Genomic DNA, 13,551 nt, shown 5'->3' with positions numbered 1-13,551 from the left:
GCCGTCGGAGTGGTCGTGGACATGCCTCGGGGCTCCTTTCCGGCCTCAGGCCGCGACGAGGTAGGAGAAGACGGATTCCAGCGATTCATCGGAGGGTGAGACCGTCAGCAGGCGGATGCCGTGGTCCCGGGCGACCCGCGGCAGGAGTTCGGTGAAGCGGCCGAAGTCGACCGCCTGGATGCGCAGCGCGCCCTCGACGAGGTCGACCTCGATGCCGGACGTCGAGGGGTCGGCGATCAGCGCCCCGGCCAGCGCCCGGTCGTTGTCGGACCGGACGAGGTAGCGGTGCGGCCGGTCGGTCATCAGCCGGCGGATCTTGCGGAAGTCGCCGGACGCGGCATGCCGACCGGCCACCACCACCTCGATGTGCGAGGCGAGTTGCTCGACCTCTTCGAGGATGTGCGAGGAGAACAGGACCGTGCGGCCCTGGTCGCCCATCCGCCGCAGCAGCTCCATCAGCTGCATCCGCTGGCGCGGGTCCATGCCGTTGAAGGGCTCGTCGAGCAGCAGCACGGACGGATCGTGGACCAGCGCGGACGCCATCTTGACGCGCTGGCGCATGCCCTTGCTGTACGTCGAGATCTTGCGGTCCTGGGCGTACTCCATCTCGACGGTGGCCAGCGCCCTGGCCGCCTCCGCCCGGCCGAGGCCGTGCAACTCCGCGTTGGCGACGACGAATTCACGCCCGGTCAGGAAGTCGTACATCGCCTCGCGCTCCGGGACGATGCCTATGTGGCGGTAGATACCGGCGTTGCGCCAGATCGTCGTCCCGTCGAGGGTGACGGAGCCGTTGGAGGGGGCGAGGAATCCGCCCATCATGTTGATGAGGGTGGACTTGCCGGCGCCGTTGGGGCCGAGCAGGCCGGTGACGCCGGGGCTGATGGTCATGGTGATGTCGTTGACGGCGACGACATTGCCGAACCAGCGCGAGACGTGGTCGATGGTGACAGTGCTCATGGGCGCGGCCCATTCCTTCGAGGGGTGGTGGTGGGCGACGGGCGGGCGGTCACAGGCCGGCCTTCCGGTAGCGACGCATCAGCAGGGCATAGCTGCCGGCGATGACGATCAGCGTGACGAGGAGGTAGACGAACCCGGCACCGGTCGTCGGCGCGAGACTGTTGGGGAAGGAACTGGTGCCGCCGAGGAAGGTCGACTGCACCCCGTCGATGAGCGTGATGGGGGAGAACAACCCCAGCCAGCCGACGGCGGATTCGTTGCCCTGGATGAAGGCGATGCCCTGGATCGCGCTCACCGCACCGTACGGAATGGTGAGGACGGCGATCACGGCGGCGACACCGAAGCCTCGGCGCGGCGTGAGCGCGGAGACGACCAGGCCTATCCCGGCGAACAGCAGCGACAGCAGCAGCACCGAGACGAGTCCCTGCGCCAGCCCCTTGGTCTGGTCGAGGAAGTCCATCTTCGCCAGCAGCGCCCCGACGTAGAGGACCAGCAGCGGCGTCGCGGTGAGGATGAACAGGGCGCTGGCCATGGCCGCGAACTTCGACGCCACATAGTCGCCGCGCTCGATCGGGCGGGAGAAGTACAGCGGTATGGACTTGAAGCGCAGATCGCGTGAGACGGACTGCGGGGCCTGGGAGGCGAGATAGAGGCCGATGACGGCCTGAAGGAAGATCGCGTAGCGGGTATAGCCGACCGGGAGGCTGGCGGCCTTGGTGAACACCGCCACCGCGACCATGATGGCGGCGGGCAGACACATCACGGCGAAGAGCAGCATCGGCAGCACCTTGCTCTTGGCCGAACGGCCCAGGCCGTAGGCGCCGCGCAGGCTCTGCGAGAACAGCGACCGGCGGGCGTAGGCACGGCCCAGCCGCGGGCCGTCGTAGTGGCGGTAGCCGATGTTGTGGATATAGGCGCCGCCTGGCGTGGCGGATACCGAGGTCGTGGGCTCAGGCGACATCGTGGGCGCCTCCGTCCTGGGGGGCGTACGGGGCGCTCGGGGCGCCTGCGGTGACGGCTTCGGGGGCGGCGGCGTGCGCCGCGTCCGCGTCGCGGAAGACCTCGGCGATCTGGTGGCGACGCTGTTCCATCCGGACCAGGCCCAGCCCGAGTCCGGCGACGGTGTCCCGCACCAGGTCGTAGGTCTCCTCGCCGGCCGCCTCGACGAACAGCAGATGGCCGGGGGAGGCGAGGCCCTCGGCGCCGGCGGTACGGGTGGTCACCGCGACACCGGCGCCGGCCAGTGCGCCGCGCAGGGCTTCGGCGCCGTCCGGATGGGCGTCGGTGTCCGTGACCTCGACCACCAGCGAGGTCGTGACCTGCGTGAACTCGTCGGTGGAGGAGGAGCGCAGCAGCTTGCCGCCGTCGATGACGACGACGTGGTCGCAGGTGCGCTCCAGCTCGCCGAGGAGGTGGGAGGTCACCAGGACGGAGATGCCGAAGTCGCTGTGGATGCGCCGGATCAGGCCGAGCATCTCGTCCCGGCCGGCCGGGTCGAGGCCGTTGGTGGGCTCGTCGAGGAAGACCAGCTGCGGGTCGTGGACCAGCGCCTGGGCGAGCTTCACCCGCTGCTTCATGCCCGTCGAATAGCCGCCGATGGGGCGGTAACGCTCCTCGTAGAGGCCGACGTGGCGCAGGGTGTCGGCGGTGCGCTCGCGGGCGGCGGTCGGCGGCAGGCCGGACATCCGGGCCATGTGCACGACGAATTCGGTGGCCGAGACATCCGGCGGCAGGCAGTCGTGCTCGGGCATATAGCCGACCCGCTCACGAATCGCGCTGCCGTCCTTGGTCACGTCCAGGCCGAGGACATGCGCGGTCCCCTCGGTGGCCGGGGCCAGTCCGAGAAGGATCTTGATCAGGGTGGACTTGCCGGCGCCGTTGGCACCCACCAGGCCCGTTACGCCGGGGGCGATGTCAACGGAGAGCCGGTCCAAAGCGGTCACCCGCGGGAACCGCTTGCTCAGGCTTTCGGTCACGATCACAGTCACGTCATCGACGGTAGTGGCGTCCACCACACCGGTCGTCAACCCAGATGCTGGGATCCGCCTCCCCCTGCGGTATTACGGCCCGTAGGGGATCTCCTGCTTTGAGCGGCCCGGCGTCAGGGTTCGAGGGGCGCGGGACCGCCTGCCAGCTGCGGCGAGGGGCCGGGGACTGCGTCGGGGGTGGAGCGAGGCCGGGAAGGCCGGGAGGGGCGGGGGCGAGCTCGGGCCGGGGCCGAGCCGAGATCGATCCGGGATCGGGGTGCCGGCCGACGGTGGACGGGTTCCCTGGTCGGTGCGTGCGCACCTCTTGACGCAGCCGCCGGTCATTGTCACATTCATCAGTGTCAAGTTACGGGTACGTACCGCGATGACCTGCTCACGGACGGACGGTTGGCGATGGCCTCAGTCACCTCAGCGACCTCAGCAGCAGCCGGAGAACTCACCGCTGAGCTAAGGGGGTTCAGAGAGGTCCAGCGGCTCGCCTATGACTGCGCGGAAGCGGTGGCCGCCCAGCTCAAGCCCGGGGTCACCGAGCGCGCGGCGGCGCGGATGCAGCGCGAATGGCTGCGCGAGCGCGGGGTGCGGGACTGGTTCCATCTGCCGTTCGCCTGGTTCGGCGACCGCACCGCCTTCGTCAACTTCCGCGTACCGCTGCAGTTCTTCCCCACCAACCGCGAGCTGGAACCGGGGATGGCCTTCATCCTCGACATGGCACCGGTCCACAACGGCTTCACGGCCGACATCGGCTACTCCGGCTGCCTCGGCCTCAACCCCGTGCACGACCGGCTGCTCGCCGACCTCGAAGCCCACCGGGAGCTGATCCTGCGCGAAGTGCGCGAACGACGGCCGCTGCGGGAGATCTATGAGGACGTCGACCGGCTGATGGTGCGGCAGGGGTACGCGAACCGCCACCGCGCCTACCCCTTCGGCGTCATCGCGCACAAGATCGACCGGGTGAGGCAGCGCCGCTGGTCCCCCACTCTCTTCGGGTTCGGCACCCAGTCCCTCAAGGGGCTGGCCTCCGACGCCCTGCACGGCCACCGCGACGGCTGGTCCCCGCTGTGGAGCCCGTACACCTTCTCCGACCACCCGCCGCAGCCGGGGCTGTGGGCGGTCGAACCCCACCTCGGGTTCCGGGGCACGGGCGCGAAGTTCGAGGAGATCCTGGTCGTCACGGACTCCAAGGACCCGCAGGAGAGCGCCTTTTGGCTGGACGACGATCTGCCGCACGTGCGGCGCTGGCAGGAGGAGAAGGCCGCATGAACACGGGACGCGAGCGGAACAAGGGCCGGGGTCAGGGACAGGAACAGGGACAGGTCCGGGGGCGGGAAAGGGGCCCCGGGCAGGGGTCGGGGCTCGCCGGGGCGGTGGAGCGCCGGGTGCACACCGGCGGCGTCGAGCTGTGCGTCGCCGAGCTGGGGGATCGGGCGCAGCCCACGGTGATGCTGGTGCACGGCTACCCGGACAGCAAGGAGGTGTGGTCCGAGGTCGCCCGCGGCCTGGCCGACCGCTTCCACGTGGTGCTCTACGACGTCCGGGGCTGCGGCCGGTCCACCGCCCCGAAGCCGCTGCGCGGCGGTTTCACCCTGGAGAAGCTGACGGACGACTTCCTGGCCGTCGCCGATGCCGTCAGCCCCGACCGGCCGGTCCATCTGGTGGGCCACGACTGGGGCTCCGTGCAGGCCTGGGAGTTCGCCACCGTGCGGCGTACGGAGGGCCGGATCGCCTCCTTCACCTCGATGTCGGGACCGTCCCTGGACCACTTCGGTCACTGGATCAAACAGCGGATGGCCCGCCCCACCCCCCGCAGGGCCGCCCAGCTCCTCAACCAGGGCGCCAAGTCCTGGTACGTCTACATGCTGCACACCCCCGTGCTGCCCGAGCTCGCCTGGAAGGGCCCGCTCGGCAAACGCTGGCCGCGGATCCTGGAGCGGGTGGAGAAGGTGCCGGGCGGCGACTACCCGACCGCGTCGCTGCCGACCGACGCGGCGCACGGCGCCTGGCTCTACCGCGACAACGTCCGCGCCCGACTCCGCCGCCCGCGCGCCGACGCCTATGCGCACTGTCCGGTACAGCTCATCACCCCCACCGGCGATGCATTCCTCTCCCAGCGGCTCTACGACGACCTGGAGCAGTGGGCGCCCCAGCTGGTACGCCGCACCCTCCCGGCCAAGCACTGGGTCCCCCGCACCCGTCCCGACCAGCTCGTTTCCTGGATCACCGAGTTCGTCACCGCCAAGGAGGAGGGTGATCCGGCGAAGCAGGTCGCGGCGTCGGGCACCTACGCCGACCGGTTCGGCGGGCAGCTGGTGCTGGTGACCGGCGCGGCCAGCGGCATCGGCCGGGCGACGGCGTTCGCCTTCGCGGAGGCCGGTGCGCGGATCATCGCCGTCGACCGGGACACCGAGGGCGCGGCACGGACCGCGGACATGTCCCGGCTGATCGGGGCCCCGCAGGCCTGGGCCGAGGTGGTCGACGTCGCGGACGAGGCGGCGATGGAGAAGCTCGCCGACAAGGTCGACGCCGAGTACGGCACCGTCGACGTCCTGGTGAACAACGCCGGCGTAGGCCTGTCCGGCTCCTTCCTGCAGACCAGCGCCGAGGACTGGAAGAAGGTCCTGGACGTCAATCTGTGGGGCGTCATCCACGGCTGCCGGATCTTCGGCAAACGGATGGCGGACCGCGGGCAGGGCGGCCATATCGTCAACACCGCCTCCGCCGCCGCCTTCCAGCCGTCGAAGATGCTGCCCGCGTACAGCACGTCCAAGGCGGCGGTCCTGATGCTCAGCGAATGTCTGCGCGCCGAGCTGGCCGGCCAGGGCATCGGCGTCTCGGCCATCTGCCCCGGGCTGGTGAACACCGGGATCACCGCCAGCGCCCGTTTCGCCGGCGTCTCGGCCGAGGAGGAGAAACGCCGCCAGGCCAAAGCCGCGCGGATGTACGGGCTGCGCAACTACCCGCCGGAGAAGGTCGCCGACGCCATCCTGCGTGCGGTGGTCCGCAACCAGGCGGTGGTGCCGGTCACTCCCGAGGCACGCGGGGCCCATCTGCTGTCCCGCGTCGCGCCGGGTGCCCTGCGCGCCCTCGCCCGCTTCGAGCCGCGGCTGTAACAGCGGCCCGCCCGGCCCCGCGGTCGGCTCCGTGCCCCCGCGGGGCCGGAGTCCGGCCCGAGGCTCGCCGAGGGCTAAGGCTCCATCGAGAACGGACAACTGCGCACGTCAGGAGTCGCGCATGAGCACCTCGTACCTACCGGAGAGCCGGAGCCGGAGCCAGAGCCCGGACCAGCACCAGCACCAGCACCAGCACCAGCACCAGCACCAGCACCAGCACCAGCACCACGTGATCATGCCGCGCCCGGTCTCGTGCAACGGACCGCTTCCCACCCGGCGTGAGCGGGGAGCGGCGATACCGCGGTATCCGCGGCGGTCGTACCATCCCTCGCAGGAAGGGCCGCCGCGCACGGCCGTCGCAGTCGCCCACCTGGTGTCCTCCCCGGCCGCACCGGCCGCGGCGGATGCGGTGGGCCGCGCGGCCATCGCGTCACGCGCGGCCATCTCGTGAGGAGCACCGCAGTGACCGAGCAGCCGCCGACGGCCGCACCCCGCACCCCCGAATACCGCATCGAGGACCTGGCCCACATCAGCGGCGCCACGGTCCGTACGATCCGCGCCTACCAGGACCGCGGGCTGCTCCCCCGCCCCGAACGCCGCGGCCGGGCCAATGTCTACGGCGATGCCCATCTGGCGCGGCTGCGACAGATCACCGATCTGCTCGACCGCGGCTACACCCTCGCCAGCATCAAGGAACTCCTTCAGGCCTGGGACGCCGGTCTCGACCTCGGTGGGGTCCTGGGGCTGGTCGCCGAGATCGACGGGCCCTGGACCGACGAGAAGGCATCTCGCATCAGCCGCGCCGACCTGAACGCCGCCTTCGGGGGCGTGCCCGACGAGGCGGCGGTCGCCGAGGCCGTCGAACTGGGCGTCCTGGAACGTGTCCCCGGCCGGGACGACGAGTTCCTCGTGCCCAGCCCGCAGGAGCTCGCCGTCGCCGCCGAACTGCACTCCGCCGGCGTCCCGCTGCCCGCCATCTCGGGTCATCTGCGGGAGCTGCGCGGCCAGGTGGAGCACATCGCCGCCCGCTTCCTGGACTTCACCACCGAGCATGTCTTCCAGCCGTTCCTGGACCACCCTCCCACCGACGCCGAGGCGGCGGAGGCCGCCGCCCTGGTGCGTCGGCTGCGCCCGCTGGCCCAGCAGACCATCGACGCCGAACTCGCCCGCGCCATGCGCACCTTGGCAACCCGCCATCTGCGCCGTCACCTCGACGGGGCGCTCCTGGAAGCGGAACGGAGGTCCCCCGCGACGCCCGACGTCCAGTCGGTCGCGGCCCCCCGTGCCGCGACCGACTCGGAGGTGGCCTCGGAGGCGGTGGTGCTGCCCGCCGAGGCGGTGCGGGCCGTGCGGGCCCTGGTCGGCGCCGAGAACACCGCCGCGTTCATCGCCGCCGCCGCCCACCGCGAGGTGCAGGCCCGCACCATGGACGCACTGGCCTCCGCCGAGAGCCGCACGGACGCCCCCGGGTGCCGCACGGATGCCCCCAAGGCATAGGGACTCCCCCGGTCCTCGTTCTCACCCGCTCTTCAGTTGCCAAGGATCAGTCGAGCGCGACCGGTCCGCGCCCCAGGCCGTTCGCCGTACCGACACCATCAACCCACCGAATCCGGCAGCCAGTTGCCATGGAAGCCATAGGGCACACGCTGCGGGAGATGGACTGTGGCGACGGGGTCGGCGGATATGTCCTCGGCGTCGAGCACGACCAGATCGCTGGTGTCGGTGGTGGCGTCATAGACGTAAGTGATCAGCCAGCCCGGACCTCCCGGACGGTCGTCCGCGGGAGCGAAGACCGCCTCGCCCGGAGTGCGCCCCGCGGCGAAGTCGTGCCGTACGACCGCACCGGTCCGCAGGTCGTAGCGGAGAAGAGCGCCGGGTATCTGCCCGCTCCCGGGTCCCTCGGCCGCTATGGCATGGCCGAAGCGAGCCGGCTGGCCGGTGAGCCGATCGTCGACCCTCGGGAATTCGCAGAACTGGTCGTCGAGCTGTTCCTCGCTGACGGTCCCGGCGGCGAGATCGATCGTCCAGCGCCAGAGGCAGGGCGGGGTCCTGTCGCCGAAGTCGGCATAGCGGGAGACATAGAGAACGATGCGGTGATCGCCGTCGTCATGGGCGTTCAGCGCGTGGAAGACATAGCAGGGGTCGATGGGCAGCCAGCGGACCTCGCCATGGGGGTCGTCGCGACGCAGCACGCCCAGCCGGGCGCCGTACTCCGGATCCCAGCTATAGGGCAAGGGCCGGTTGGGGTCGTGGACGAGCGGCAGGTCCATGAAGATGACATGCCCCTCGGTCAGATGGAAGTCATGCATCATCGTGCGCCCCGGGACATCGATGGGGCGGCTGATCACCAACTCCCCCGACGCATCGGCACGGTGATAGGTGACATAGGGCGGGGTGGGGCTGCCATAGCCGAAGAAGTGCAGCTCACCGGTCGTGGGGCAGGTCTTGGGGTGCGCGGTCATCTGGGTGGTGAGCCGGCCGTCGAAGTCGTGAACGCCGATGGTCTCCAGCTCATGGCCGGGACGGCAGTCGATTTCATAGGGGAACGACGACTCGACCAGTGCGAGCGTACGACCGGCATGGCGGACGATGTGGGTATTGGCCGCGCCCGCCGTCAGATCGCGGCGGCCCCGCGCGTCCACGGCGGGTGCTCCGTCGGTGAAGGTGGAGGTACGCACCCAGCGGTTGCGGTAGGAGACCGCTCGGCCGCCTTCCAGGCGCAGCCCGTGGACCATGCCGTCGCCGAAGAACCAGTGCGGCGAGGCGGCATCCCGCGGGTTGGGGCCGTTGCGCAGGAACCAGCCGCTGAGCTCGGGCGGGATCGTGCCCGTGACCGGGAGGTCGTAGGCGGTCAGCTCGTCCTTGACCGGCGCGAAGTTGCCGGCCATGTGCGGTGCGGGGGTGGTGGATTCGGTTGCGGTGGTCGGGGGTTTGGTGGTCATGACGCCAGACCTTCCTGGATGTCGGTACGCCCACTGGACTGCTGCAGGAAGCGAGCCCTGGCTCGCTCCGGGTAGGTGGAGGTGAAGCGGACGGGAAGCACGAACCCGGCGACCTGGATGACGACCGTGAAGGCCGTGTTCAACTCGTAGGCGGAGACGACTGCCTGAGCGGTCGCGGTAAGGGTGAAGGACACCGCCCAGGCCGCCGTGAGCACCACGTTGATGCGGCGGAAGAGCGGGGTCCGCCAGACCTCCGGCGGGGCCATACGGCGTGCGATCCCCAGCGTGAAGGGGCGCTGTACCGCGATCGACACCCAGGCGATGAGAGCCAGCCAGCCCATCGAGAGCGAGCTGCCGTACATCTTGAGTCCGCTGTCGGGCTGAGCGAAGGCCAGCACGCTGAGACCTGCGAAGAAGACGATCGTGCCGTACTCCAGCAGTCGGTAGTCCAGCGCCAGGCCGGCGGCGCGGTCGGCTATGAGCAACATGACCGCGGCCACCAGGCCGGCCAACGCGCCCCACTGCCAGCCGAACGAGCCCACTCCGGCGAAGACCAGCCATGGGATGAAGCCGCGCAAGTAGTTCATGATTCCCCCGCTTTCGATCGCGGCCGCCCGCTTGGACTTCGTCCGGCCCGCCACATTCCAACTTCGACATGTCGAATCTAGAAGCTCCACCTTTGACATGTCAAGAGTGGAAGGTAAAGTGCAGACCATGAGCCTGAGACATGCGGTGCTGGGCCTGCTGGCCGAATCCCCGGCGAGCGGCTACGACCTGATGAAGCTGTTCAACGCCTCGCTCTCGAACGTCTGGCCTGCCACGCAGAGTCAGGTGTACGGCGAGCTCACCAAGCTCACCACCGCGGGCCTGGTCGAGGTCGCCGCCCACGGCCCCCGCGGCCGCAAGGAGTACGCGATCACCGAGGACGGCCTGGCGGAGCTGCGCCATTGGCTCACCGACGTCCCTCCCGGCGGCCCCACGCGCGACGACAGCATGCTGCGCGTCTTCTTCCTCGGCATCGTCACCCCCCTCGAAGCGCAGGCGTACCTGCTCCAGAAGGCCGAGTTCGCCGCCCGCGCGCACGCCACGTACGAGGAGATCGTTGAGAACACCAACTGGGACGAGGAAATGATCTCGGTCCACGGACGGGTCGTCCTGGAGTACGGCCTGCGGATGACGACGGCCCTGGAGGAGTGGGCCCGCTGGGCGGCCGACGAGGTGACCAGCGCGAAGGCGATAAGGGCGAGCGAACTCGCACGGGGGAGGCACGAGGAGAAGCGGGGCGGGGAAGCCGCCGAAGAGGCGGGGTGACGCCGTCGTCCGGCCGCGAATTCAGGTGCCGCCGTCGCCTGCGCGCGGCACCCTGGAGGCATGGACAACCAGCGCTCCGTGCGCATCTCGAAGTATCTGGCGAAGCATCTGCGCCATGAACCGGAGCGGATCGGCATCACCCTCGACGCCCAGGGCTGGGTGCCCGTGGAGGAGCTCATAGCGGCCGCCGCGCGCCATGGATTCCGCTTCTCCCGGGCGGAGTTGGAGTCGGTGGTCGCCGACAACGACAAGCAGCGCTACGCCATGGAGGACGGTCGGATACGCGCCAGCCAGGGCCATTCCGTGCGGGTGGACCTCGATCTGCCGCCGACCGTGCCGCCCCCGTACCTCTTCCACGGCACGGTGGCCCGCAGTGTGGCCGCCATCCGGGACGAGGGGCTACGGCCGATGTCGCGGCACGCCGTCCACCTCTCGCCCGACCGCGAAACCGCGACCCGGGTGGGTGCGCGGCGCGGCAAGCCCGTGATCCTGACCGTGGACGCGGCGGCGATGCACCGGGCCGGCCATGTCTTCCAGGTCAGCGCCAACGGCGTCTGGCTCACCAGGCGCGTACCGGCACGGTTCCTGCGTTTTCCGGGCTGAGCCCCGCATACCCCGCACGCCCGGAGGCTCACAGCCCCGGCGCCCCCCACACCGGGAACCACCGCGCCAGGTCGTTCTCGATCGTCAGATCGTCCCCGAGCATCGCCCGCACCTGCAGCTCCAGCGGGTTGTCGCGTCTCTCGCCGCCCTCCTGCTTCGGCGCGAAGGGGTAGAACGTGCCCCGCTTGTAGAGGTAGACCAGCGCCAGCGACCGCTGCCGGGCGTCGCGGAAGCCGAGCAGCGAGCACAGCAGCTGCGGCCCGAACCCCGCCTCCTCCAGGGAGGTGTTGACCGCGTGCAGGTCGTTGACCAGGCCCGCCACGTCCTGCGGCGAGTGCCGTACGAGCAGCCACGTATAGCCGTAGGCGTCCGTCGAGAACTCCACCGACCCGTCCAGCAGAGCCCGCGCCTCCTCCCGGATACGTGCGAACGCCCCGCCCTCGACGCTCGCGAAGCACACCGATCCCACACCGGTGGCTTCGAAATCGGCCGCGGCCTGGAGAGTCACCGCGGCCGACGGCAGCGCGAAGAGCTGGTCGAGATCGGGGCGTACCGGCTTGCTGCGGCCGAGGATGGCGTCCAGAAATCCCATGCGCGGCTTACTCCTTTCGCTTGCGGCACGTCACGGCCGACCCAGCTGCGCCGCGATGCGTCCCAGCTGTTCCAGGCGCGCCTCCAGTGTCGGGTGCGAGGACAGCAGCCGGCTGAAGCTCTCCTTGTTGAACGCCGGGGCGAAGTAGAACGCGTTGAACGGCTGGGCCTTGCGCAGGTCTTCGGTCGGGATCCGCGCGATCTGGCCGGTGACCTTCGTGAGCGCGGCGGCCAGCGCCGACGGCCGGCCGGTCAGCAGCGCGGCGGCCCGGTCGGCGGACAGCTCGCGGTAGCGGGACAGCAGCCGGGTCAGCAGGAAGCTGATCGCGTAGACGGCCACGCTGACGGCGGTGACGATGAGCACGGCGATGGCCGCGTTCTGGTCGCGGTTGTTGCGGCCGACGCCGCTCCACAGGGCGGCCCGGGTGATGATGCCCGCCAGTACACCGAGGAACGACGCGATGGTCATCACCGCGACATCGCGGTGGGCGACATGGGAGAGCTCGTGCGCCAGCACCCCCTCCAACTCCTCCGGCTCCAGCCGCCGCAGCAGCCCCGTCGTGGCGCAGACCATCGAGTTCTTCTGGTTGCGGCCCGTCGCGAACGCGTTCGGCACATCCGATTCGGCGATCGCGACCCGCGGCTTGGGCATATCGGCCAGCGCACACAGCCGGTCGACTGCGCCGTGCAGTTCGGGCGCCTGCTCCGGCGTGACCTCGCGCGCCCCCATGCTGAACGCCGCGATCCGGTCGCTGAACCAGAACTGCGCGACGAACAGGCCGCCCGCGATCAGCAGCACCACCACCCAGGCGCCCTTGAGCAGCACCACCAGCACGCTGACGACCACGACGTACAGCAGTCCGATGAAGAACATCGTCGTGACCATGCGCGAGGTGAGTCCGCGGTCCGGGGCGAATCGGGTCCGTGCCATGGCTCCTCCACAAGCGCCGCACTTCGCGCGGTGCACCGACACGGTGCGCAGCCCCGCACTGCGCACCGTGTCCGCCGCACTACGCCGTTGTCCCGATTCTCCCTCTTCATGGCTATATAGGGAGTAAAGCCGAGGTCAGAGGCGGTCGGGCGCGTCGGGCCACCCGGAGGGCGCCGGCCAGAGCGGCCGCCCTACCTGGCGCCCGGCTCGGGCGGCCTACTTGCCCAGCTGCGCCAGACCCTCCGTGGCGATCCGCTCGAAGACCGCGGTGTCGGCCTCGAAGACCGAATCGGCGATCGGCCAGTGGATCACCAGCTCGTCGAGGCCCAGCTCGGCATGCCGGCCCGCGAAGTCCACAAAGGCGTCCACGGAGTCCAGCGGACGGTCCGGGGTGAATCCGCTCAGCATGATCTTCTGCAGTTCACCGGCGTCCCTGCCCCGCTCGGCGCAGGCCTTGGCGAGCCGTTCGACCTGACCGCGGACCGCCTCCAGCGAGTCGTCCGACGTACCGCCCCCGTTGGAGACCTTGGGATCGCCGGTGGTCACCCAGGCCTGGCCGTACCGGGCGGCCAGCTTGAGCCCGCGCGGCCCGGTGGCCGCCACCGCGAACGGGAGCCGGGGCCGCTGTACGCAGCCGGGGATGTTGCGCGCCTCGTCCGCGGAGTAGTGCGTCCCCTCGTAGGAGACGGCGTCCTCGATCAGCAGGCGGTCCAGAAGTTGCACGAACTCGGCGAAGCGGTCCGCCCGTTCCCGCGGCGACCAGGCCTCCTGGCCGAGCGCGGTGGCGTCGAAGCCGTTGCCGCCGGCTCCGATGCCCAGCGTGATCCGGCCATTGCTGATGTCGTCGAGCGAGATCAGCTCCTTGGCGAGGGTGACCGGGTGCCGGAAGTTCGGCGAGGTGACGAGGGTGCCCAGCCGCATCCGCGAGGTCGCCGCCGCGGCGGCGGTCAGCGTCGGAAGGGCACCGAACCAGGTCTGGTCGCGGAAGGTCCGCCATGAGAGGTGGTCGTAGGTGTAGGCGGCGTGGAAGCCCAGCTCCTCGGCGCGCTGCCACTCCTCCCGCCCGCCATCGGACCAACGGCGGACGGGAAGTATCACGGTGCTCAGTCGCATGCCTCCGA

The 13,551-nt window shown here is 70.3% G+C and carries 13 protein-coding genes and 1 pseudogene; 6 read left to right on the top strand and 8 right to left on the bottom strand.

Annotated elements, in window-relative coordinates:
• Positions 1-45: 45 nt before the first annotated feature.
• The 3 genes from WAB15_RS21575 to WAB15_RS21565 are packed head-to-tail and all read right to left on the bottom strand — an operon-like array spanning position 46 to position 2,972.
• Positions 46-957 carry an ABC transporter ATP-binding protein gene (locus WAB15_RS21575; RefSeq protein WP_407287229.1) on the bottom strand — a complete coding sequence of 304 codons (912 nt, stop codon included), beginning with the start codon at positions 955-957 and terminating at the stop codon, positions 46-48.
• Between the two features lie 49 nt (positions 958-1,006).
• Positions 1,007-1,918, bottom strand: coding sequence for an ABC transporter permease subunit (locus WAB15_RS21570; RefSeq protein ID WP_399145785.1), 912 nt, complete (start codon positions 1,916-1,918; stop codon positions 1,007-1,009).
• A complete protein-coding gene (locus WAB15_RS21565; RefSeq protein ID WP_399145786.1) occupies positions 1,908-2,972 on the bottom strand; it encodes an ABC transporter ATP-binding protein in 1,065 nt (354 codons plus the stop codon). Before WAB15_RS21565 ends, WAB15_RS21570 begins: the two co-directional genes overlap by 11 nt.
• A gap of 366 nt (positions 2,973-3,338) precedes the next feature.
• Here WAB15_RS21565 and WAB15_RS21560 point away from each other — a divergent pair, with 366 nt between their 5' ends.
• The 4 genes and pseudogenes from WAB15_RS21560 to WAB15_RS21545 all read left to right on the top strand — a co-directional run bounded on the left by WAB15_RS21560 (position 3,339) and on the right by WAB15_RS21545 (position 7,549).
• Positions 3,339-4,205 (top strand): M24 family metallopeptidase, encoded by an 867-nt coding sequence (locus tag WAB15_RS21560; RefSeq protein WP_399145787.1) that lies wholly within the window; start codon positions 3,339-3,341, stop codon positions 4,203-4,205.
• The gene (locus WAB15_RS21555) at positions 4,202-6,052 is read left to right on the top strand and encodes an SDR family oxidoreductase (protein ID WP_407287228.1); all 1,851 of its coding nucleotides are present in this window, start codon (positions 4,202-4,204) and stop codon (positions 6,050-6,052) included. The genes WAB15_RS21560 and WAB15_RS21555 overlap by 4 nt, the downstream gene beginning before the upstream one ends.
• A gap of 259 nt (positions 6,053-6,311) precedes the next feature.
• A pseudogene (locus WAB15_RS21550) lies at positions 6,312-6,503 on the top strand (hypothetical protein); the annotation flags it as partial.
• A gap of 11 nt (positions 6,504-6,514) precedes the next feature.
• The gene (locus WAB15_RS21545) at positions 6,515-7,549 is read left to right on the top strand and encodes a MerR family transcriptional regulator (RefSeq protein ID WP_407287227.1); all 1,035 of its coding nucleotides are present in this window, start codon (positions 6,515-6,517) and stop codon (positions 7,547-7,549) included.
• 98 nt (positions 7,550-7,647) lie between these two features.
• Here the strand turns inward: WAB15_RS21545 and WAB15_RS21540 are convergent, their stop codons facing one another.
• Positions 7,648-8,994, bottom strand: coding sequence for a carotenoid oxygenase family protein (locus WAB15_RS21540; protein WP_407287226.1), 1,347 nt, complete (start codon positions 8,992-8,994; stop codon positions 7,648-7,650).
• On the bottom strand, positions 8,991-9,581 hold the full coding sequence (locus WAB15_RS21535; RefSeq protein WP_407287225.1) for a hypothetical protein: 591 nt from the start codon (positions 9,579-9,581) through the stop codon (positions 8,991-8,993). The genes WAB15_RS21540 and WAB15_RS21535 overlap by 4 nt, the downstream gene beginning before the upstream one ends.
• Before the next feature lie 127 nt (positions 9,582-9,708).
• Between WAB15_RS21535 and WAB15_RS21530 the strand changes: the two genes are divergently transcribed.
• On the top strand, positions 9,709-10,305 hold the full coding sequence (locus WAB15_RS21530) for a PadR family transcriptional regulator (protein WP_407287224.1): 597 nt from the start codon (positions 9,709-9,711) through the stop codon (positions 10,303-10,305).
• Between the two features lie 60 nt (positions 10,306-10,365).
• A complete protein-coding gene (locus WAB15_RS21525; RefSeq protein ID WP_407287223.1) occupies positions 10,366-10,908 on the top strand; it encodes an RNA 2'-phosphotransferase in 543 nt (180 codons plus the stop codon).
• 28 nt (positions 10,909-10,936) lie between these two features.
• Here the strand turns inward: WAB15_RS21525 and pspAB are convergent, their stop codons facing one another.
• The 3 genes from pspAB to WAB15_RS21510 form a co-directional block, all read right to left on the bottom strand.
• Positions 10,937-11,500: a PspA-associated protein PspAB gene (gene pspAB, locus WAB15_RS21520; RefSeq protein ID WP_407287222.1), complete on the bottom strand. Its 564-nt coding sequence runs from the start codon at positions 11,498-11,500 to the stop codon at positions 10,937-10,939.
• Between the two features lie 30 nt (positions 11,501-11,530).
• Positions 11,531-12,430 carry a zinc metalloprotease HtpX gene (htpX, locus tag WAB15_RS21515; RefSeq protein ID WP_399145795.1) on the bottom strand — a complete coding sequence of 300 codons (900 nt, stop codon included), beginning with the start codon at positions 12,428-12,430 and terminating at the stop codon, positions 11,531-11,533.
• Between the two features lie 216 nt (positions 12,431-12,646).
• Positions 12,647-13,543, bottom strand: coding sequence for an LLM class flavin-dependent oxidoreductase (locus tag WAB15_RS21510; RefSeq protein ID WP_407287221.1), 897 nt, complete (start codon positions 13,541-13,543; stop codon positions 12,647-12,649).
• Between the last annotated feature and the right edge of the window lie 8 nt (positions 13,544-13,551).

Origin of the sequence: Streptomyces sirii, assembly GCF_045690365.1 — a bacterium.
In the GTDB taxonomy this organism is placed as follows: Bacteria; Actinomycetota; Actinomycetes; order Streptomycetales; family Streptomycetaceae; genus Streptomyces; species Streptomyces sirii.
The sequence above is the reverse complement of the archived record's forward strand: the minus strand, read 5'-3'. Positions and strand labels throughout refer to the sequence as shown.

What these genes read in the sequence shown, in the direction of transcription:
- WAB15_RS21575 (WP_407287229.1), bottom strand. Translation starts at nt 957, where the DNA reads ATGAGCACTGTCACCATCGACCACGTCTCGCGCTGGTTCGGCAATGTC.
- WAB15_RS21570 (WP_399145785.1), bottom strand. Translation starts at nt 1,918, where the DNA reads ATGTCGCCTGAGCCCACGACCTCGGTATCCGCCACGCCAGGCGGCGCC.
- WAB15_RS21560 (WP_399145787.1), top strand. Translation starts at nt 3,339, where the DNA reads ATGGCCTCAGTCACCTCAGCGACCTCAGCAGCAGCCGGAGAACTCACC.
- WAB15_RS21555 (WP_407287228.1), top strand. Translation starts at nt 4,202, where the DNA reads ATGAACACGGGACGCGAGCGGAACAAGGGCCGGGGTCAGGGACAGGAA.
- WAB15_RS21540 (WP_407287226.1), bottom strand. Translation starts at nt 8,994, where the DNA reads ATGACCACCAAACCCCCGACCACCGCAACCGAATCCACCACCCCCGCA.
- WAB15_RS21535 (WP_407287225.1), bottom strand. Translation starts at nt 9,581, where the DNA reads ATGAACTACTTGCGCGGCTTCATCCCATGGCTGGTCTTCGCCGGAGTG.
- WAB15_RS21530 (WP_407287224.1), top strand. Translation starts at nt 9,709, where the DNA reads ATGAGCCTGAGACATGCGGTGCTGGGCCTGCTGGCCGAATCCCCGGCG.
- WAB15_RS21525 (WP_407287223.1), top strand. Translation starts at nt 10,366, where the DNA reads ATGGACAACCAGCGCTCCGTGCGCATCTCGAAGTATCTGGCGAAGCAT.
- pspAB (WP_407287222.1), bottom strand. Translation starts at nt 11,500, where the DNA reads ATGGGATTTCTGGACGCCATCCTCGGCCGCAGCAAGCCGGTACGCCCC.
- htpX (WP_399145795.1), bottom strand. Translation starts at nt 12,430, where the DNA reads ATGGCACGGACCCGATTCGCCCCGGACCGCGGACTCACCTCGCGCATG.
- WAB15_RS21510 (WP_407287221.1), bottom strand. Translation starts at nt 13,543, where the DNA reads ATGCGACTGAGCACCGTGATACTTCCCGTCCGCCGTTGGTCCGATGGC.